This window comes from Dichelobacter nodosus, assembly GCF_001263335.1.
In the GTDB taxonomy this organism is placed as follows: Bacteria; Pseudomonadota; Gammaproteobacteria; order Cardiobacteriales; family Cardiobacteriaceae; genus Dichelobacter; species Dichelobacter nodosus.
Genome location: NZ_LGVW01000034.1, coordinates 31486 through 50438 on the forward strand (window position 1 = coordinate 31486; position 18953 = coordinate 50438).

Sequence of the window (18953 nt, forward strand, 5' to 3'; positions counted from 1 at the left end):
ATGATTCTCATTAAAAAAGGTATCGATTTGCCCATTTCTGGCGCGATCACAGATTTCAGTATCCGCTCTTTTGTACCCCAAAATACAGTTGCCGTTATTGGTTCCGATTATTTGGGTTTAAAACCTACTATGTTCGTTGCAGAAGGGGAACTTGTTAAAAAAGGACAAGCTCTATTTGAGGACAAAAAAAATCCTAATGTTGTTGTCTGTGCTCCTGTTTCTGGTCGAATTCAAAGCATTAAACGCGGTGAACGGCGAAAACTGTTGTCTGTCATTATTGAAGTTCAACATGACGATGAAGCCGTTCCATTTAAGTCCTTTTCGGTAAATGAACTTCAGGAATTACCAGAAGACGTAATCCGCGAACAACTGCGCCTTTCTGGGCAATGGGTCAATATTCGTCAACGTCCGTTTGATAAAATTCCACGCTTTGACGCCACCGCTTTTGCTATATTTATCAATGCAATGGATACTAACCCGTTGTCGTTTGATCCGCTATTAGCATTAAGCGGTCGCGAAGAAGATTATCAAATGGGTTTAGCCGTTATCAGTAAACTGACCGCTGGCAACGTTCACGTCTGCTTTAAAGAAGGCGGCGCATTGCCTGCCGTGGAAAATGAGAAAGTGAAATATCATACTTTCTCTGGTGTTCACCCTGCGGGATTAGTAGGAACGCATATCCACTTTATTGAACCCGTCGGCAGTCAAAAAACGGTTTGGCATCTTGGTTTGCAAGATCTATTGGCAATCGGTCATCTATTCCGCACCGGAACATTGGACACGCAAAGAATCGTTGCTATTGCTGGACCTGGAGTTAAAAAACCAGAATTGGTGCGCACAGTTAAAGGGGCAAATTTAGATGAATTGCTCGAAGATAACTTGCTTTCTGGAGCGCAACGCATAATTTCCGGTTCTGTTTTTTCTGGTAGACGTTCTCTAGTGTCTTGCAACTATTTAGGCAATTATGATCAACAAATCAGCGTATTGCCGGAAGGTAGGGATTCTGTATTTTTGGAATTCATGCGACTCGGCGAAAATCGTTATTCTAAAACAAGAGCTTATCTCGGTCGTTTTTTAAAGAAACCGTTACCATTTACCACCGCGGTGCAGGGTTCCGCGCGCGCTATTTTGCCTTTTGGTATCTATGAAGAAGTCATGCCCTTGGATATTTTGCCGACTTTATTATTAAAAGCGCTGGTTGTAAAAGATACGGATACCGCGGTGCAATTAGGCGCTTTAGAATTGGTTGAGGAAGACGTTGCATTGTTAACATATGTCGATCCGGGAAAACATGATTTCGGCGCCATTTTGCGGGAAAATTTGCAACAGATCGAAGAGGAAAGCTAAATCATGGCAAAGAAAAATTTTGTGGAAAAAATAGCACCGATTTTTGAGAAAGGAGGAAAATTATCCTACTTTTATCCGATCTATGAAGCGGTTGCGACCATTCTCTATAGCCCTCGATACGTTACTGCGCGTCCTGCTCATGTTCGTGATGCTATTGATTTTAAAAGAATTATGATTTTTGTGTGGCTGGCAGCATTTCCGGCGATGTTTTTTGGTTGGTATTTTGTCGGCGCTCAATCCGCCCATGCCGCAGGAATTGAACGCGGTTTTTTTGCCAATTTAATTGCGGGCGCTTGCGTGCATTTGCCAATTTATTTAGTGACTTTTGCGGTGGGTGGTTTTTGGGAAGTTCTTTTCGCACTCATTCGCAGACATGAAATATCCGAAGGTTTTTTTGTTACATCGATTCTTTTTTCATTAATTCTGCCGCCAACTATTCCGCTCTGGCAAGTTGCTTTGGGGATTAGTTTTGGAGTCGTTATCGGTAAAGAAGTTTTTGGTGGTACGGGGCGAAATTTTGTTAATCCCGCTTTAGCCGGACGCGCTTTTTTGTATTTCGCTTATCCCATTCAAATGTCTGGTGATGTTTGGATTGCCTCGGTAAAAGGTCATGCATGGATTGATGGTTTTTCAGGCGCAACACCACTGGCTACAATTACCGCTGATGGTTTTGACGTCATGCGTGAAAATATCAGTTGGTGGGCAGCATTTTGGGGCAATATGGGCGGGGCAATTGGCGAAGTTTCAACGTTTGCTATTGTTTTGGGTGGAATATTTTTACTCGTTACGGGTATTGCTTCTTGGAGAATTGTTGTTGGTGTCTTAGCTGGCGCAGCGGCAACTTCTTTGCTGCTTAATTGGGTGGGTAGCGATACTAATCCCATGTTTGCGGTTCCTTTTTGGTGGCATTTTGTTTTAGGCGGCTTTGCTTTCGGTACCGTTTTTATGGCAACGGATCCCGTTTCGGCGTCGGTTACTAATGTGGGGCGCTATATTTTTGGTGCTCTGATTGGGGTTATGACCATATTAATTCGGGTTGTTAATCCTGCATTTCCAGAAGGCATCATGCTAGCCATTTTGTTTGCCAATATGTTTGCACCGTTAATCGATTATTTTGTGATGAATGCGAATATAAAACGTCGCAAAGTGAGAACCCATGTCTAATGAGAAAAAATCCAGTGCGATCGCGGTATTAAAATTTGCGGCGATTGTGTGTTTAATTTGTTCGCTTTTGGTCTCAACTGCTGCGGTTTCATTACGAAGCTTTCAAGAACGAAATGCAGAAAATGAAATGAAAATCAACGTATTACGTGCAGCAGGTTTGGCAAGTGTGGAAGAAAAATTATCAGATTCCGAACTGGCAGAAAAATTTAAGCAAGTTATTCCGGTTGTTGTTCATTTGCAAAGTGGGGAATTGGTTACTGATAAAAATCCTCTTACATATGATATGTATGCCGCAGCGCGCAGTGAACAAGATGGCGAGGAATTGCAAGACGATCCGGCAAGCATTAAAAGAATTGCCAAGAATGGATTGGTTTATGTGATTCTCAAGGAAGATAAAGTTTCGCAGTTAATTTTGCCGGTGCAAGGTTATGGTTTGTGGTCAACAATGTATGGATTTACTGCGCTGTCTCTTGAAAAACAACCGATTGAAATCAATGGGTTGACTTTCTATAAACATGCAGAAACTCCAGGTTTGGGCGGAAGAATCGTTGAAGTTGATTGGTTGAAAAAATGGCAGGGCGTTGAACCTTATGGACAAACGTGGCAACCGCATGTCGATCTGGTGAAAAAGCGAGATGCGCACCATAAAAATCAAGTTGATGCCATTGCCGGCGCTACTTTAACCAGTAATGGTGTGGAATATATGATGAATTTTTGGCTTGGCACGCAAGCTTATCAAAAGTTTATCGAAAAAGTAGTATCGGGTGATATTACCGCCGAACAGTTGCGCACGGCAGCAAAAACTGCCACCGCCTCAAAAACGGAGAAAGCAAATGAGTGATAAAAAATATCATTATTGGAATATTCTGTTTGATCCCGTATTGATGAACAACCCGATTGGTTTGCAAGTGCTGGGTATTTGTTCTGCATTAGCGGTAACCGGCAGTATGAAAACCGCCTTTTTGATGAGTATTGGTTTGACTTTTGTTACAGCATTTTCCAATTTATTCGTCAGCATGATTCGGCATAATATTCCCAGCAGTATTCGGATTATCGCGCAAATGGCAGTTGCTGCTTCTTTGGTGATTGTGGTTGACCAATTGTTAAAAGCCTTTGCTTTTGAACTTTCTAAGCAGCTTTCCGTTTATGTGGGATTAATTTTAACCAACTGCATCGTGATGGGGCGTCTAGAAGCTTTTGCTATGAGCAATCCACCGCTACCAAGTTTTTTAGATGGTATTGGAAACGGTTTGGGATACAGCGCAATGTTATTGGTTGTTGGTACCATTCGGGAAATTTTAGGAAGCGGTACCTGGTTTGGTTTACCCGTATTAAAGACAATCGATCAAGGCGGTTGGTATCAACCTAACGGCTTGATGGTTTTGCCGCCAAGCGCGTTTTTCGTCATCGGTTTATTAATTTGGGCGTTGCGCACTTATAAACCAGAACAAAATGAAGCGCGTGAATATCTTGAAGCGCAAGCCGCAAAACCCTTATTTTACGAATCTAACCCTGACCAAGTAGGAGATAAATGATGGAACACTATCTCAGTCTACTGATTAAATCGATTTTTATTGAAAATATGGCGCTTTCCTTTTTCTTGGGAATGTGCACTTTTTTAGCGGTTTCTAAAAAAATTAGTACGGCAATCGGTTTGGGTACTGCTGTTATTGTGGTGCAAACTTTAACCGTGCCGCTGAATAATTTGCTTTATGTGTACTTATTAAAAGATAACGCCATTTTATGGCAACATTTAGGCGTCAACGTTGATATCAGCTTTTTGGGATTAATTGCTTACATTGGCGTGATTGCCGCCGTGGTGCAAATCTTAGAAATGTTTTTGGATAAATACGTTCCGGCTTTGTATTCTGCTTTAGGAATTTTTCTGCCATTGATTACGGTCAATTGCGCGATTCTTGCTGGCTCGTTGTTTATGGTTGAAAGAAATTACACTTTCCAAGAATCCATGGTTTATGGAGTAGGGAGCGGTGTTGGTTGGGCGTTGGCTATTGCCGTGATGGCAGGCGTGCGCGAAAAAATGCGTTACGCTGATGTTCCTAAAGGTCTTGAAGGATTAGGAATTACGTTTATCACCGCTGGTTTGATGGCAATAGGTTTTATGTCATTTTCAGGCATTCAACTGTAATCGAGGCAAAAATGGAAATTTTTTTTGGTGTATGCGTTTTTACCGGTTTAGTTTTGCTGTTATCCGTGATTATTTTGGTGGCTCGACGTTGGCTGGTCGCGCAGGGTAACGTCAAAATTTTGGTAAATAACGAAAAAGAAATTGAAGTACCTGCTGGCGGTAAATTACTCAATGCATTATCTGATAATGGCATTTATGTTTCTTCTGCCTGCGGAGGCGGTGGAAGTTGCGGGCAATGTAAAGTAAAAGTTTTTGAAGGCGGCGGTGAAATTCTGCCGGTAGAACTCAATCACATTACCAAACGTGAAGCGCGCGCTTGCGAACGTCTTTCTTGTCAAGTTGCAATTAGAAACAACATGAAAATTGTGGTTGATGAATCCGTTTTTGGCGTAAAAAAATGGGAATGCACGGTTGTTTCCAATAAAAACGTAGCAACTTTCATTAAAGAACTGGTATTGCAAATTCCAGACGGTGAATCTGTTCCTTTCCGCGCGGGCGGTTATATTCAAATTGAATGTGATGATTACCATATTAAATACAGCGATTTTGATATTTCCGAAAAATATCGTGATGATTGGGAAAAATATGGTTTATTTAAACTCGAATCCGTTAACAAAGGACATTTAACGCGCGCTTATTCCATGGCAAATTATCCGGAAGAACGCGGCATTATTATGTTGAACGTGCGGATTGCTACGCCGCCGCAACAAAAACCTGATGCGCCTACCGGTAAAATGTCGAGCTACATTTTCAATTTAAAAGCCGGCGACAAAGTCACAATTTCCGGACCTTTTGGTGAATTTTTTGCGAAAGAAACCGATGCCGAAATGGTATTTATCGGCGGCGGTGCGGGTATGGCTCCGATGCGGTCGCATATTTTTGATCAGTTAAAACGTCTGCACAGCACGCGAAAAATCTCTTTTTGGTATGGCGCGCGTTCTTTACGGGAATTATTTTATGCTGAAGATTTTGATCAATTAGCTAAAGAATTCCCTAATTTTTCATGGCATATCGCCTTATCTGATGCTTTGCCGGAAGATAATTGGACGGGATATACCGGATTTATTCATAACGTCGTTTATGAAAACTATTTAAAAGATCACCCAGCGCCGGAAGATTGTGAATTTTATATGTGCGGGCCCCCGATTATGACGAAATCAGTCATTGATATGCTGCATAATCTTGGGGTGGAAGACGGCAACATTTTGTTGGACGACTTCGGTGGTTAAGAAAATACTTTTGCCACTGCTGAGTGCAGTGGCATTATTTTTTTTAAATTCCTGCCAACCTTTGCAGCCAACGGTTTTGCGCGGAAAAACGATGGGCACTTATTGGCAAGTCAATATTGCGAGCCAAACAGTTCCCGCGTTGCAAAAAGCAATTGAAGATCGCTTGGAAGCCATTAATCAGTTGATGTCTACTTATCGTCCTGATTCTGAATTGATGCAGTTAAACCGCAACGCCAGCGCCGAGGCTATTCCCATCAGCGATGAAATGCGCACCGTGTTAACAGCGGCTTTGAAAATCAGCGCGCAAAGCAATGGTATGTATGACGTAACCGTAGAGCCTTTGGTGGAACTGTGGGGATTTGGACCTAAAAAACAAGAAACTTTGCCCAGTGATGCTGAAATCGCAAAAGCATTGGCGCGGGTAGGCTATCAACGGTTAACTTTAACTCCATCTGGATTAATCAAATCGCGTCCGGATATCGCTGTCGATCTTTCGTCCATCGCCAAAGGATACGCCGTCGATCAAATTGCTGCTTTATTGGAAAAACATCAATTAAATGATTATCTGGTTGATATTGGTGGCGAAATTCGCGCAAATGGTAGCCGTTTTGATAAAGAATGGCGCATTGGTGTTGAAACGCCGAAAAGCACACAACGCGACGTGCAATCGGTCATTAAAATAAAGAATCGCACTTTATCTTTAGCAACATCAGGCAATTATCGAAATTTTAAAGATATTAATGGACGGCATTTGGTGCATACCGTTAACCCCAAAACGGGGCAAACCGTCTCTTCTCATTTGTTATCGGTAACAGTTTTAGCGGAAAACACTATGTTAGCCGATGGTTACGCTACGGCATTAATGTCTTTGGGCGCTGAAAAAGCGCCGGTATTTGCAGAACAACACAAACTCGCCGTGTTATTTATTTTTGCTGATCCTAAAAATAACGGCGCTTTTATCGTGCGTCAAAGTATGCAATACGAACAATTTTTAAAAGAAACGGGCAATTATGATTAAAATTTTTATTATTGCTTTTGTGATGTTTACCGTGGTGATACTGGCGATGGCGGTAGGCGTTTTATTTGGACGCAAACCCATCAGCGGCAGTTGCGGTGGATTAGCTTCCGTGGGTGTAAAACGAGCGTGTGGTTGCACAGATGTTTGCCGTAATGAAATCAAAAATGAGGAAACGCCTTCATCTCCACCGCCCGTTAAAATATACCGTCCGCACTAAAACCGCAGTTTTAATTTTCTGCGGCGGTTGCGGTTATTTGCGTTTCATGAATCATTTTTTTCAATGACGGGTGCAATTGTGCGTTTGCAGCAATAACGGTTCCAGTTTCTAGCATCGCATTATTTCCTTCATAATCGCTGACGATAACGCCAGATTCTTGCGCGATTAATACGGCGGCGGCAATATCCCAGTTATTTAATTTGCTGGCAAAATAGCCGTCTAATCGTCCGCACGCGACAAAACATAAGTCCAAAGAAGCCGCGCCTAAACAACGAAGCTCACTAATATTTTGTAAAACTGAATGCGTGCGTGCGCTCTCCGATGAATAATCTGACGCAGTAAAATGAGTAGCAATCATTGCCCGCGTGGGTTCGCGAATAGTATTGGTGCGAATTCTTTGCCCATTGAGTTGCGAACCTTGACCGCGCGCTGCTAAAAACCAATCTTCCGTAAGCGGGTTATAAACCAAACCAATTTCTAATTTTCCTTGTTTGCTGGCGGCAATGGAAACCGCAAAATGCGGTAATCCGCGCAAAAAATTTTCCCCGCCGTCGATCGCCGTAATCAACCATTGATATTCACTTTCCGTTGTTTGAACGCTTTGATCATCATATTCCTGACCGATGATATCGTAATCGGGATATTTTTCGTTTAATATCTGCCGGATTGCTTGTTCTGCACTTTGATTGACCGCACGCGCAAAATCAATGCGTTTTTCTCGAAAATGAAGACGGCTGGCGTCTCGATAACCGCGTTTAACGACTTTTCCGGCTTCTTCAGCCGCGCGACGGGCAATAGTCAGCATGGGATGCATAGGAATTTCCTTTAAATTTTCAAAGAACAAAAGGCGGTCATTTTAGCAAAGCAACGCGGCAATTGCTTTGTTTATTCTGACGCGATTTTTAATCAAAACGGCGCATTGCCAAGGAAAAAGATTGGAATGAATATTTCTCGTTTCGTAATAAATTTAGGATTAATTTCTATTTTATCCGCTTGCTCTTTAGTGCGTTATCAACCGATTGAACCCATTGATACGATTAATAAAAATAAAGGGTATCGTCTCGAGCAAATCGTGCAAAAATCCGGCAAAGACGACGTTTTTATGATGATTGCTTTTTCCGGTGGTGGTACGCGCGCGGCGGCGTTAGGTTACGGTGTATTAAACGCATTAGCGCAGGAAAAAATCGGGCGACAATCTTTATTAGATCGCATTGATGTGGTATTTGGCGTTTCGGGCGGATCAGTTTTAGCGGCATATTTTTCTTTGTACGGCGCGGAGACAATTCCCAATTTTGAGCGCAAATTTTTAAAACAAAATTTTCAAGGCGCCGTCACCGACCGCGTTTTTTCTTTGGCAAATATGCCGCGGTTATTTTCCCCCGAATTTGGGCGCGGCGATTTATTGCAGGAACAATTTGAAAAGGAATTATTTGGTAAAACTACTTTTGCCGAATTAGCGAAAAAGCGCAAAGGACCTTTTGCCGTCATTTCGGCAACAGAAATGAATTCTGGAGTTAGAATTGATTTTACTCAAGATTTTTTTGATGTGATGTGCCTTAATTTAGGCGATTTGCCGATTGCGCGCGCCGTTGCCGCTTCCAGCGCCGTGCCAATTATTTTTACGCCCATCACCCTAAATAATCACGGTGGACGTTGTCATTATCAGCCGCCAATTTCTTTGCAAGAAACCGCAAAACATTATGAAAATAGCCATGAACGTCCTTATTTGCATTTGTTAGACGGCGGACTGACGGATAATCTCGGGTTGCGCCATATTTTGGATATCAGCGAGATGTACGGCGATTTATCGCGGCAATCGTCATTAGTGGAAAATGTGCGCCATCTTGTGATCATCAGCGTTAATGCGCAAAATCAGTTAAAAAGCGATATTGATTTATCGGCAGCCGTTCCGGATACCGTTGCAATGATTAATGCGGTGATTAATGTGCCCATCGATCATTATTCCAAAGAATCTTTGCGGCAATTTCATAAATTGGTTGACGAATTAAATCAAAAACCTTTATACAATCGCCGCGGACAGCCCGTTACGGTGCATTTTGTGAGTTTAAATTTGCAAGATTTGCCAGATTCGGCATTGCGAGAAAAAGTGCTGAATATTCCTACAACGTTTAAATTGTCGGCAGCAGAAATCAATCAATTAAAAGAAGCGGCGGCGGTTTTGCTCAAACAATCACAAGAATATCAACAATTGCGGCGGATTTTAAAATAATTCGCTGATAAAAAAACTCCCTTTCGGGAGTTTATTTTTAATTAAAGATAATACGCTTTGGGCGCAGAAGGATCGGTTTCAGGGAGATTAGCGGCAAATTCCGTCCATTCGGGATTAATTTCGGGGTGCGCTAAATTATTGACGTAATTCGTTAATGTTGCTAAAGAAACGCCCACAAAAACTTCTAAAACGTGTTGTTGCGTATAACCAGCGGCAAAAAAGTTTGCTAATTCTTGATCAGAAATATTGCCTTTATTTTCCAAAATTGCGCGCGTAAACGCTTGTAAAGCGGCATATTTTTTATGATCAACGGGATTTCCGGTTTGCAGCGCCGTTAAAAAATCATCATCAAAAGCCAATTTTTGTTTTGCCATCACGCTATGCGCCGCGAGGCAAAATTGACATTGATTATAAGCAGCCGTTGTAATTTGAATCACTTCAATTTCTACTGGTGAAAATTGCGTTTTCGCATTGATTTGATTCAACTCTTGATAGCATTGAAGCGCCACTGGGGCATTTGCAAAAACACCAAAAACATTTGGAACCATACCCATCATTTCATGAATTTTTTCAAGATAGGGTTTTGCTCCAGCGGGAGCCGTTTCTTGAGTATGAACAGTTAAACGTGCCATTAGCAACTCCTTGTGTTGTTAAAAAACTCTATTCTAACTTAATTGACCGCAATTTTATTGTTCATCATCGCAAAGCGCCGCGCCGCAATCAGCCACTTCAATCTTTCCCCACGCCAGCGCCGGATAATTCTGCATCAGAAAATGATGCAACGCTTCATAATCGGGGTGCCAAACTAAAATCATACCGCCGTGATGACCGCGCATCGCGCCCGCGCCACTAATTTTCGCCGCGCCACCGCAACGATTCATTTGCTCAATAAAAAACCGTGTTTTTTCGGGAACAACGCCGATTTTCGTCAATAAATCATGATTTTCTTTCATCACATCAGCGGGCGATTGCTCGGAAGTTAAAACAGATTTTAATGCTTGCGTACAATCAGAAAACGCCTGCCACAACGCCGTATCCTGTTTATGCCGTTCGCGCACAAAAGCCACGCATTCGCCCGTGCTGCATTCAGGAATGCCGGATAAAATCCAATACCAATTTTTTAACGACAAATCGAGCGCGCAAGGATTTTGTTCCTGCAAAAATTGCATTCCGCCAAACGTCACCGCCGCGGCATCAATCGCGCTGCCTTTTCCGTGCTGCAAACGTTCACAAAAACGAACTTTTTCAAAACGTTGCGCCAAAGTTTGCGGTCTATTTAATAAATGTTCATACAAAACCATTGTCGCAGCAATCGCTGCCGCTGATGATCCCATGCCCGCTCCCAGCGGTAAATCAGAAAACGTTTTTAAACGTCCCGCCGCCAGCGGCGACTGCGTTTTTGTGCGTCCAACCACGGGGACGTGTTTTGCACACTGCGCCAAAGTGTACAAAATCAAATCATCGGGACGCTGCAAAATCGTATTAACGGATAATTGTCCCGCTAAAAACGCCTCAAAACGTTGATCCAATTTCTGCCGCAATCTATCCAATGCAGATAACGGTAAACGCCGCCCGCGGGTAATGCCCGTTAAAGCCGTGCACAAACTGCTGCCGCGGTGAAAGGGTTGAAAACATACGCGCGTATAACGCGCAACGGCAACAACGATCGCCGGTGCCCCGTAAACCACCGCATGTTCGCCGCTTAAAATGAGTTTTCCGGGCGCGCGCGCGCAATAACGATTCATGGTTGCGCGCAATATTGGCGTTGCGCCGCCGAAATGCCCGTAAAACGGAATTGAGCGGTGTTGTATCGTTCAAATTCAATATCAGTGGCACCAATATCACCGCGGTGCCAGAATTGATAATACTGTTCTTCGCTTAATGCCGTACGGTGAGCGAGTAATTGCTGATGACGCGCTTTTTGCCGCATATTTTGATAATGCGGCGCAATCGTCAGCGCAAAAAATTCCCCCACGCAACCCGAACCGTAACTAAACATTGCCAGCGTTTTTTCGGCTAAATCATCGCGGTGATCGAGTGCCGAACACAAGCTTAAATATAAAGACGCGGTATAACTGTTGCCGATTTCGCGGTTATAAATCATGCCGGAAAGTAGGCGGTCGGGCGCGTAATCAATATGATTGAAGCGGCATAAGCGTTGATGCGTTTTAAGCCCCATTTTGGTAAACGGCAAATGGTAGCAATATTGGGAAAATTGAGAAAACGCCAAGCCGCCTTGATTTTGGTAATCGTTAAACGCATTTTGCGCGGCACGCAGATAAACCGTGGTGGAAAATTTGCCATCAACCAGCGGCGTATGACGATGATTTGGGCGCCAAAAATCCATCACTTCTTCCGTATAAATACCGCTTAAACCGTGCCAAACGGCAATTCTCGGATGAGCAGCAATAACCATCGCAACCGCCGCACAACCTTGCGTTACTTCGGCAGCGCTGTGTAAATCGTAACGCGCAATGTCGCTGGCAATTAATAAAACTTTACGGTTTGGGTGCGCTGCAACATAACTGCACGCGAATTGCAAACCAGCGGTTGTGCTATAACACGCTTGCTTTAATTCCACCGCACGGCAGCGCGGCGATAAATTTAATAAACGATGCACGTATACCGCCGCGGATTTTGATTGATCAATGCCCGTTTCCGTCGCCACGATAACGCTATCAATTGCTTGCCGATCGTCTTCATCAATCAGCGCAAAAGCGGCATTACTCGCCAAAGTCACGATATCTTCATCGTGCGGCGCCACCGCAAAACGCATTTGCCCCAAACCTTCATGATATTTTTTAGCTTCTACGCCGTCGCGCTGTGCTAACGTACTCAATTCCATATAATATTTTGGAATATAAAACCCGATTTTATCGATGCCAACTGCAATCATAATGAATCCCGAATAATAAATTTTTCCTGCCACCGCAGTTGATCGTTTTGGCTGCAGCCTAATAAAAACATTGCCGTGCGATATTCGCGTTGCAATTGGCGAATATAACGACACACCGCATCTGCCGATTGCATCGCAAACGGCAAAAGAGGCGCTGCTACGCCGCAAACTTGCGCGCCCAAAACCACCGCTTTAACCATATCAATACCGCTACGAATGCCACCGCTGGCGACAAACGTCATTTCAGGGTGCGTTTTATACGCTAATTTCAAAGCTTGCGCGGTAGAAAGTCCCCAATCTTGAAAAACTAAACCTAAATCATCATCGGGGTGCGTTCGGCGATGGTATTCAATCCGGCTCCACGACGTGCCGCCGCGTCCGGCAATATCAAATATACGAATGCCTGCGCTGATGCCTAATTCAATATCTTCCGGACTCAAACCACAGCCTACTTCTTTGAGCAAAAGCGGCACACTTAACTCGCGGTTAATCGCTGCCATTTTTTCAGTTAAATGCGCGAAATTGGTATCGCCTTCCGGTTGAACGGCTTCTTGCAGCGGATTTAAATGAAAATATAAACCGTCGGCTTCCAAAACATCGACCGCTTGCCGGCATTCTTTAATCCCAAAACCCGCGTTTAACTGCACCGCGCCTAAATTCGCCAGTAATAACGCATCGGGCGCAAAAGGGCGCAAAGCAAAACTATCGCGGCTGTCTTTATTGCGCATCATGACGCGCTGCGAACCGACCGCCATCGCCACGCGGCATTGCTGCGCTGCTGTTGCCAAATTGCGGTTAATGCGCCGCAAAACTTCATTATCGCCGCCGGTCATTGAAGAAATAATGAGCGGAAACGATAGCGTTTTCCCCAAAAAGGTGCACCGCGTATCGATATCGCCGTAATCAATTTCCGGTAACGCGCGGTGGATTAATTGAATACGATCAAAGCCGCTGTTGTACCGTTCAATGCCGTTGTCGCGTTCGATCGCGGCGAGGTGTTCGATTTTGCGATCGTTGATTTCTCGATCCATCAAGATTTGCGCTCCAATACTAAATGTGCTCGCATTAATTCGCCTAAATTCGTTTGCGCGGCAAGTAATGATAATTCTCCGCATAAAACCACCGCCGCGCACAATGCCGCTAAACGGCGCGCATTTTCGCCCGTTGAACGTTCCGCGCGGCAGCCCATTTTTTCCAAATGATCGTTGACGACGGCAAAATCCGCATTTTTTCCATTGCCGACGCTGCCGATGATTAAATTGGGCAACGTGCAGGAAAAATATAAATCGCCGGCGCGGTTTTCGCAGTGCACCATACCTTGCGAACCTTCAATAATGTTGGCAGCGTCTTGTCCCGTGGCTAAATAAAAAGCAAGCAACATGTTGGCAAAATGCGCGTTAGCGCTACGAATACTGCCGGCGAGCGTACTGCCGATAAGGTTTTTTTGCAGATTGAGTGTGCTTATTTTTTCCGCGCTGCTGCGTAAATGCCGCGCACATATTGCATCTGGAATCAGTATTTCGGCAATAGCGTGTTTTCCGCGTCCTAAAATACCGTTGACGGCGCTGGCTTTCTTATCCGTGCAATAATTTCCGGAAACAGATCCGTAATGCAATTGGGGATAATGTTCCAAAAGATAGTGCAACAAAGCATCAGCGGCTTTGGTGACCATATTGTGTCCAGCGGCATCGCCCGTTTGAAACGAAAAGCGTAAAAATAATAAATTTCCAACGATTTCATCGTGAATATCAATAAGTTGTGCAAAACGGCTGGTGTCGCGCACAACATTTTTTAAAATTTCTTTTTGCGCATAAATGGAGCGTAAAACGGCAAACGTGCTGGCGGCGTTATCGGTATAAACTAAAATTGAGCGCGTCATCATTTCGTGGGTAATCGTTACGCGGATACCGTTTTCCGCTAAACGCGAAATTTTGGCGCCGCGATTGCACGATGCCCACAGCGGGCTTTCATAAGTTGCCAAAGGAATCGAACAAGATTCTTCTTCGATGACGTTGCCACTGATCGATACCGGACCAATCCAATGCGTTGGGATCGGCGTGGCGTGGGGATAAAAATCTACCATAATGAGAAATAAGCTTATTTTAACGAGGCGGCAGTATAGCAATTTTGCTTTTATCGCGCCGCATGCTTAAAGCAGCATTAAACTTGCGAGTCCCAGAAAAATAAAAAAGCCGCCGGAATCCGTGCAAGCCGTAATGAGGACACTCGATCCTAAAGCAGGATCACGATTGAGTTTTTGCATAACCGCGGGAATCATAACGCCCATAAATGCTGCCAATAGCAGATTTAGTGTCATCGCCATCAGCATGACGAAACCCAGCATAGCGTTGTGATATAAAAGCGTGGTGATAACGGCAAGCGTGCTGCCCCATAAAATGCCGTTAATCATGGCAATGCTTAGTTCTTTGATGAGTAAACGGCGGATTTGTTGCCAAGAAAATTGTTGTTGTCCCATCGCGCGCACCAGCATCGTAATCGTTTGATTGCCAGCATTGCCGCCGATGCCAGCAACGATTGGCATCAGCGCCGCGAGCGCCACAATTTTTGAAATCGATTCCTCAAAAGCACCGATAACGCGCGATGCAATAAATGCCGTGCACAAATTAATCATTAACCACAAACAGCGCGATTTAAAAGCCTGCCAAACGGGAGAAAATAATTCTTCCATGATGCTAACCCCCGCCAAACTCAACATATCTTCAGCGCCGGCGTGCCGCATCACGTTCACCATTTCATTAATGGTAATTCTGCCGATTAAACGGTGTTTATTATCTAAAACGGGCGCGGTGATTAAATCGTAGCGTTCAAAAGCGTTAGCAACCTCTTCCAAATCGTCGGTGGGGTGAAACGTAAAAACGTCGGGATTCATTAAATCGCGCACCATATCGCGCGTATTGCTGGTGAGCAGTTTACGAATCGGCAAAACGCCTAATAACGTGTTGTATTCATCAACCACAAAAATTTTATCGGCGTGCTCGGGCAATTCCTCAAATCGCCGCAAATAACGAAAAACCACTTTGCAAGAAACATCGCCGCGGACTTTTAAAAAATCAAAATCCATCACGGAACCAATTTGGCTGTCGAGATAAAGATGCGCGTTTTCATATTCACGTCGGGCTTGTTCATCAAGCGCGTTGATGATTTCGTGCACATCTTCGGGTTTTAAATAGGGCGTAATATCCGCGAGTTCATCGGAGGTTAATTGCGTTGAAATGGCGATTAATTCGTCGTGTTTTAAATGCGTTAATAACGACTCGCGCACCGATGGCGATACTTCCAGCAATACTCTGCCGTCAATATCGCTGTTGACCATATTCCAAATAAAAAGCCGTTCTTCTAATGGAAGACCTTCCAATAAGTCGGCGATATCGGCGTAATGCAAATGCGTTAACGCTTTATGAATATCGTTTTGATGTTGGCGCGCCAAAAGGCTTTCAATGACTTCCTGCTTTTCGCCGGTTTGTGCCAGCGCGAGTTTGCGTTCGATTTCATGACGACTGATCAGATCATGAATGCGGTGGAGAACCAATTGTGGATCGAGTTTATTTTGAATGTTCATCAGCCACACTCCAAATTGAGCGAAAAATGGGGCTATCTTGCCATAAAACCCCTAATTGCGGCAGTTTTTTCAGCGGTTTGAAGCGATTTTTACGACGCGGTGTGCAAAATCTGCGTCAACGTGTAGCGCAAATAAACTTCATTTAAACTCATTTGCATGCGTTTTTCCCATTCTTGATCGAGCGCTGTTTGCATATTTTGCCGGCGTCCCGAGGAAAGAAAACGCAGCATTTTCATATCTTGAAACAAAATCTTAAATGTGGACGGCTGATAATGATGCGGCGCAAACGGCGGTGGATCGTTTTTTAAAAAATAGGGCGAAATTTGCCGCAAAAGCTGGCGATATAACGTTTTTTGAAGCGCGATTTGCTCGTTATCTTCTCCGATTTCGCCAAAAGCGTGTTGAGCGATAAACGTCACGATGCGCACGTATATCGCGCGTTCGGTTGCTTCATCGGGCGCATCGCCGCGCGGCGCGCCGAATGCATCATCGAGTAACACCGAATAACACCATTCATAAAAAGAAACCATATTATCCAAGCGAATCATACGCATAATTGTTTGTTTTAACGATTTTTGTTGTTCGGCGTTTAATAGTTCGCGCGCGCGATTTGTATAACGGTTAAACCATAACGGTTGAAGCAGCGGGTGCGTTTGCTCTAATTGTTCCAAAAAAGGCGCGGACGGCATCACCGCTAAATTGGGATAACTTTGTTGCAGTTCAAAAATGCTCAAACCGCTGTGATAAATAAAAAAACTGTTGATTGCCGCGCATAAAGTTTCCGGCGTTAAATCTGGAAGCGTAATTGCTGCATTTTGTTTATTTTTAATGAAATTAATGGGATAAAACGTATATTTCTCAAAAGCATGCCGATAGGTTAAATGTTGCTCTTCAATATTGGGCGTATATTGACTGTGATCGAGTTCATAAGCTAAAGCATCGAGTTCGCGTTTATCAATTTTGCCGCCGTAGCGCGCAATGCGTTCTTCCAATGACGGGTGTGTGGCAAAATGAACGGAATTAAAATAATTGATAAATAAAATATGCGCATTTTGCGGACGCGGTTTATAAGACTGTTTTTTCAAATAGTGCAGCGCCAGCGCTTTTTTTAAAGCACTCACCAGCGCTTCGGGATAACGCGTATATTCCACCGCTTTGGCGTCAGCCATCAATTCGCGTTGCCGCGAAAATGCGCTTTGAATATAGCGCCCGAATAAATACAAAATCCAGCCGATTACGCCTAAAAAGCGTTGTAAATACAATTGATAAGAAAGCGAATGATATAAAAAACCTTCCGGTGCGGCTTTAATAATCGGTTCTTCGCGCCATTGACTCATTACCCAAAAACCTTCCAGAATCGCGGTTAATTGCGCATATAAAAAAACATCTTCATCAACAATATGCGCGATTTCATGCGCGATTACGGCTTGTTGCTCATCGCGGCGCAAAATATTCATCATGCCTTGGGAAACGACTAAAACCGTGCTGCGCGCTTGTCCGCCAACAACAAACGCGTTAATCGTGTCATCTTTGGGTAGATAAAATAATTCCGGCGGTTTGATATGCGCGGCTACGGATAATTCTTCAACGACGTTGCGCATTTGTTTAAATTTTGCCATTTCTCTGGGTAACCCGTTCATCGGAAACGGTTTTGCACCCATTTTTTGGGCTAAAAGACGGGCGCTGTGTTGGCGGTAATGTTTTAACGCAATAACGTATTCCGTTAAAACAATAAAACTCACCAGCGCCGCGGTGATTAGGCTGATTTTGCTCATTTCGCCGTGGTGTTCGCTGAAAATGTGGTACCAAAATCCGACCGAATACGCATCTGAATTAAATCCATTAAAAAAGGCATAAATGAGAACAAGCAATAAATAAACGCTGACCGCATAAATAACGCTGCTCAATAAAATGCAGGTATAAAATTGTGTTTTCAAACGCCGGCTGGCAATTTGCGCTTCCTGATGATGAAAACGAAAATGGGTAGCGCTCATGATTGATTAAAGCGTTTTATCAAAGCTGACGGTTGGGCAAGCGCGCACGGATTCTTCAATTTCGTACCAAGATTGTGTACGGAATCCAAATAATTGACTGATGATATTTTGGGGAAATTGTTCAACGCTGGCGTTATAAATCGTCACCATTTCATTGAAATATTGCCGCGCAAACGCGATGCGGTTTTCTGTGCTGCTGATTTCTTCTTGCAACGTTTGCATTTGTTCATTGGCTTTTAATTCGGGATAGGATTCAATGCAGGCATAAAATCCTTTCATGGCTTGCTCGAGCGCTTTTTCGGCTGGGGCAATTTGTTCAATTTGTGTGGATTTTAAGGCATTGACGGCGGTGGTTCGGGCGGAAATAACGTGCGTTAAGGTTTGTTCTTCATGTTGCAAATATTTTTGAGCAACGGCAACTAAATTAGGAATTAAATCGTGGCGGCGATGCAGCTGCACATCAATTTGAGAAAAAGCGTTATGGATTTCATTTCGTGCGCGAACGAGTTGGTTATAAATCCGAATTAAAAATAATGCGGCGATTCCAATGATGGCTAAAACAGCGATAAATATCATCGTAAACTCCTAAAATTAAAATGAAAGAATTTTATCAGTTTTTATTTCTGGTCTTGCAAAATATTTTATTTACCGACGGGGAATAGTTGCATTTCCCCTTAATTTCTCTACAATTTGCCGCTTGAGTTTGCCAGACAATCGCTGACGAAAGTTGGAGGAAAGTCCGGGCTTTATAGGGCAAAGCGCTGGGTAACGCCCAGGCAGCGTGAGCTGACGGAAAGTGCCACAGAAAAGATACCGCCTCGATTGAGGTAAGGGTGAAATGGTGCGGTAAGAGCGCACCGCATTTGCGGCAACGTAAATGGCAGGGAAAACCCCGCTTAAAGCAAGACCAAATAGAGAATCAATGCGGCGGCCCGTCGTGATTCTGGGTAGGTCGCTAGAGGCTGGCAGTAATGTTAGTCGCAGAGGAATGATTGTCCACGACAGAACCCGGCTTATCGGTGAACTCATCTTTTTGCCCTTGTAGCTCAATGGATAGAGCAGTCCCCTCCTAAGGGAAAGGTTACCAGTTCGATTCTGGTCTCGGGCGCATCTTAAATTTGTTTCTCGTGGC

Annotated in this window: 18 protein-coding genes, 1 tRNA gene and 1 other RNA gene; 11 read left to right on the forward strand and 9 right to left on the reverse strand. The window is 43.9% G+C overall.

Going from position 1 to position 18953, the window contains the following annotated elements; all coding sequences use genetic code 11:
* The 8 genes from AKG33_RS06675 to nqrM all read left to right on the forward strand — a co-directional run bounded on the left by AKG33_RS06675 (nt 1) and on the right by nqrM (nt 7121).
* Nucleotides 1-1347, forward strand: coding sequence for a Na(+)-translocating NADH-quinone reductase subunit A (locus tag AKG33_RS06675; protein WP_012031135.1), 1347 nt, complete (start codon nt 1-3; stop codon nt 1345-1347).
* Between the two features lie 3 nt (nt 1348-1350).
* Nucleotides 1351-2511 (forward strand): NADH:ubiquinone reductase (Na(+)-transporting) subunit B, encoded by a 1161-nt coding sequence (locus tag AKG33_RS06680; RefSeq protein WP_012031134.1) that lies wholly within the window; start codon nt 1351-1353, stop codon nt 2509-2511.
* On the forward strand, nt 2504-3352 hold the full coding sequence (locus AKG33_RS06685; RefSeq protein ID WP_012031133.1) for a Na(+)-translocating NADH-quinone reductase subunit C: 849 nt from the start codon (nt 2504-2506) through the stop codon (nt 3350-3352). The genes AKG33_RS06680 and AKG33_RS06685 overlap by 8 nt, the downstream gene beginning before the upstream one ends.
* Entirely contained in the window at nt 3345-4046 is a 702-nt protein-coding gene (locus tag AKG33_RS06690) for an NADH:ubiquinone reductase (Na(+)-transporting) subunit D (protein ID WP_012031132.1), read from the forward strand. The genes AKG33_RS06685 and AKG33_RS06690 overlap by 8 nt, the downstream gene beginning before the upstream one ends.
* Nucleotides 4046-4657, forward strand: a complete 612-nt coding sequence (gene nqrE / locus AKG33_RS06695) for an NADH:ubiquinone reductase (Na(+)-transporting) subunit E (RefSeq protein WP_012031131.1) — start codon at nt 4046-4048, stop codon at nt 4655-4657. Before AKG33_RS06690 ends, nqrE begins: the two co-directional genes overlap by 1 nt.
* An 11-nt stretch (nt 4658-4668) precedes the next feature.
* Nucleotides 4669-5886, forward strand: a complete 1218-nt coding sequence (nqrF, locus tag AKG33_RS06700) for an NADH:ubiquinone reductase (Na(+)-transporting) subunit F (RefSeq protein ID WP_012031130.1) — start codon at nt 4669-4671, stop codon at nt 5884-5886.
* A gap of 91 nt (nt 5887-5977) precedes the next feature.
* Entirely contained in the window at nt 5978-6904 is a 927-nt protein-coding gene (locus AKG33_RS06705; RefSeq protein ID WP_123962259.1) for an FAD:protein FMN transferase, read from the forward strand.
* Entirely contained in the window at nt 6900-7121 is a 222-nt protein-coding gene (gene nqrM, locus AKG33_RS06710; RefSeq protein ID WP_119185625.1) for a (Na+)-NQR maturation NqrM, read from the forward strand. Before AKG33_RS06705 ends, nqrM begins: the two co-directional genes overlap by 5 nt.
* Nucleotides 7122-7131: 10 nt before the next feature.
* Here the strand turns inward: nqrM and AKG33_RS06715 are convergent, their stop codons facing one another.
* Nucleotides 7132-7935, reverse strand: coding sequence for an inositol monophosphatase family protein (locus AKG33_RS06715; protein WP_012031127.1), 804 nt, complete (start codon nt 7933-7935; stop codon nt 7132-7134).
* Nucleotides 7936-8061: 126 nt separating this feature from the next.
* Here AKG33_RS06715 and AKG33_RS06720 point away from each other — a divergent pair, with 126 nt between their 5' ends.
* Nucleotides 8062-9351 (forward strand): patatin-like phospholipase family protein, encoded by a 1290-nt coding sequence (locus AKG33_RS06720; RefSeq protein WP_012031126.1) that lies wholly within the window; start codon nt 8062-8064, stop codon nt 9349-9351.
* A gap of 41 nt (nt 9352-9392) precedes the next feature.
* Here the strand turns inward: AKG33_RS06720 and AKG33_RS06725 are convergent, their stop codons facing one another.
* The 8 genes from AKG33_RS06725 to AKG33_RS06760 form a co-directional block, all read right to left on the reverse strand.
* A complete protein-coding gene (locus AKG33_RS06725) occupies nt 9393-9983 on the reverse strand; it encodes a carboxymuconolactone decarboxylase family protein (RefSeq protein WP_050708048.1) in 591 nt (196 codons plus the stop codon).
* A gap of 54 nt (nt 9984-10037) precedes the next feature.
* Nucleotides 10038-11096, reverse strand: a complete 1059-nt coding sequence (locus AKG33_RS06730; RefSeq protein WP_012031124.1) for a mevalonate kinase family protein — start codon at nt 11094-11096, stop codon at nt 10038-10040.
* Nucleotides 11093-12247, reverse strand: coding sequence for a hydroxymethylglutaryl-CoA synthase (locus AKG33_RS06735; RefSeq protein ID WP_012031123.1), 1155 nt, complete (start codon nt 12245-12247; stop codon nt 11093-11095). The genes AKG33_RS06730 and AKG33_RS06735 overlap by 4 nt, the downstream gene beginning before the upstream one ends.
* Entirely contained in the window at nt 12244-13278 is a 1035-nt protein-coding gene (gene fni / locus AKG33_RS06740; RefSeq protein ID WP_012031122.1) for a type 2 isopentenyl-diphosphate Delta-isomerase, read from the reverse strand. The genes AKG33_RS06735 and fni overlap by 4 nt, the downstream gene beginning before the upstream one ends.
* Entirely contained in the window at nt 13278-14330 is a 1053-nt protein-coding gene (locus AKG33_RS06745) for a hydroxymethylglutaryl-CoA reductase (RefSeq protein WP_012031121.1), read from the reverse strand. Before AKG33_RS06745 ends, fni begins: the two co-directional genes overlap by 1 nt.
* Before the next feature lie 66 nt (nt 14331-14396).
* Nucleotides 14397-15827, reverse strand: a complete 1431-nt coding sequence (mgtE, locus tag AKG33_RS06750) for a magnesium transporter (protein ID WP_012031120.1) — start codon at nt 15825-15827, stop codon at nt 14397-14399.
* An 89-nt stretch (nt 15828-15916) separates the two neighbouring features.
* Nucleotides 15917-17821 carry a M48 family metallopeptidase gene (locus AKG33_RS06755; protein WP_012031119.1) on the reverse strand — a complete coding sequence of 635 codons (1905 nt, stop codon included), beginning with the start codon at nt 17819-17821 and terminating at the stop codon, nt 15917-15919.
* Between the two features lie 6 nt (nt 17822-17827).
* Nucleotides 17828-18397 carry a LemA family protein gene (locus AKG33_RS06760; protein WP_012031118.1) on the reverse strand — a complete coding sequence of 190 codons (570 nt, stop codon included), beginning with the start codon at nt 18395-18397 and terminating at the stop codon, nt 17828-17830.
* Between the two features lie 122 nt (nt 18398-18519).
* On the opposite strand from AKG33_RS06760, the gene rnpB reads away from it, so the two are divergent.
* Both rnpB and AKG33_RS06765 read left to right on the forward strand, forming a co-directional pair.
* Nucleotides 18520-18853, forward strand: an RNA gene (rnpB, locus tag AKG33_RS07055) — RNase P RNA component class A.
* A gap of 3 nt (nt 18854-18856) precedes the next feature.
* Nucleotides 18857-18929: transfer RNA gene (locus AKG33_RS06765), tRNA-Arg, on the forward strand.
* The last annotated feature ends 24 nt before the right edge of the window (nt 18930-18953 follow it).

Coding starts and splice junctions, on each gene's coding strand:
- AKG33_RS06680 (WP_012031134.1), top strand. CDS start 1,351: ATGGCAAAGAAAAATTTTGTGGAAAAAATAGCACCGATTTTTGAGAAA.
- AKG33_RS06720 (WP_012031126.1), top strand. CDS start 8,062: ATGAATATTTCTCGTTTCGTAATAAATTTAGGATTAATTTCTATTTTA.
- AKG33_RS06725 (WP_050708048.1), bottom strand. CDS start 9,983: ATGGCACGTTTAACTGTTCATACTCAAGAAACGGCTCCCGCTGGAGCA.
- AKG33_RS06705 (WP_123962259.1), top strand. CDS start 5,978: ATGGGCACTTATTGGCAAGTCAATATTGCGAGCCAAACAGTTCCCGCG.
- nqrF (WP_012031130.1), top strand. CDS start 4,669: ATGGAAATTTTTTTTGGTGTATGCGTTTTTACCGGTTTAGTTTTGCTG.
- AKG33_RS06760 (WP_012031118.1), bottom strand. CDS start 18,397: ATGATATTTATCGCTGTTTTAGCCATCATTGGAATCGCCGCATTATTT.
- AKG33_RS06735 (WP_012031123.1), bottom strand. CDS start 12,247: ATGATTGCAGTTGGCATCGATAAAATCGGGTTTTATATTCCAAAATAT.
- fni (WP_012031122.1), bottom strand. CDS start 13,278: ATGGATCGAGAAATCAACGATCGCAAAATCGAACACCTCGCCGCGATC.
- AKG33_RS06730 (WP_012031124.1), bottom strand. CDS start 11,096: ATGAATCGTTATTGCGCGCGCGCGCCCGGAAAACTCATTTTAAGCGGC.
- nqrE (WP_012031131.1), top strand. CDS start 4,046: ATGGAACACTATCTCAGTCTACTGATTAAATCGATTTTTATTGAAAAT.
- AKG33_RS06690 (WP_012031132.1), top strand. CDS start 3,345: ATGAGTGATAAAAAATATCATTATTGGAATATTCTGTTTGATCCCGTA.
- AKG33_RS06715 (WP_012031127.1), bottom strand. CDS start 7,935: ATGCATCCCATGCTGACTATTGCCCGTCGCGCGGCTGAAGAAGCCGGA.
- AKG33_RS06685 (WP_012031133.1), top strand. CDS start 2,504: ATGTCTAATGAGAAAAAATCCAGTGCGATCGCGGTATTAAAATTTGCG.
- AKG33_RS06755 (WP_012031119.1), bottom strand. CDS start 17,821: ATGAGCGCTACCCATTTTCGTTTTCATCATCAGGAAGCGCAAATTGCC.
- mgtE (WP_012031120.1), bottom strand. CDS start 15,827: ATGAACATTCAAAATAAACTCGATCCACAATTGGTTCTCCACCGCATT.
- AKG33_RS06675 (WP_012031135.1), top strand. CDS start 1: ATGATTCTCATTAAAAAAGGTATCGATTTGCCCATTTCTGGCGCGATC.
- AKG33_RS06745 (WP_012031121.1), bottom strand. CDS start 14,330: ATGGTAGATTTTTATCCCCACGCCACGCCGATCCCAACGCATTGGATT.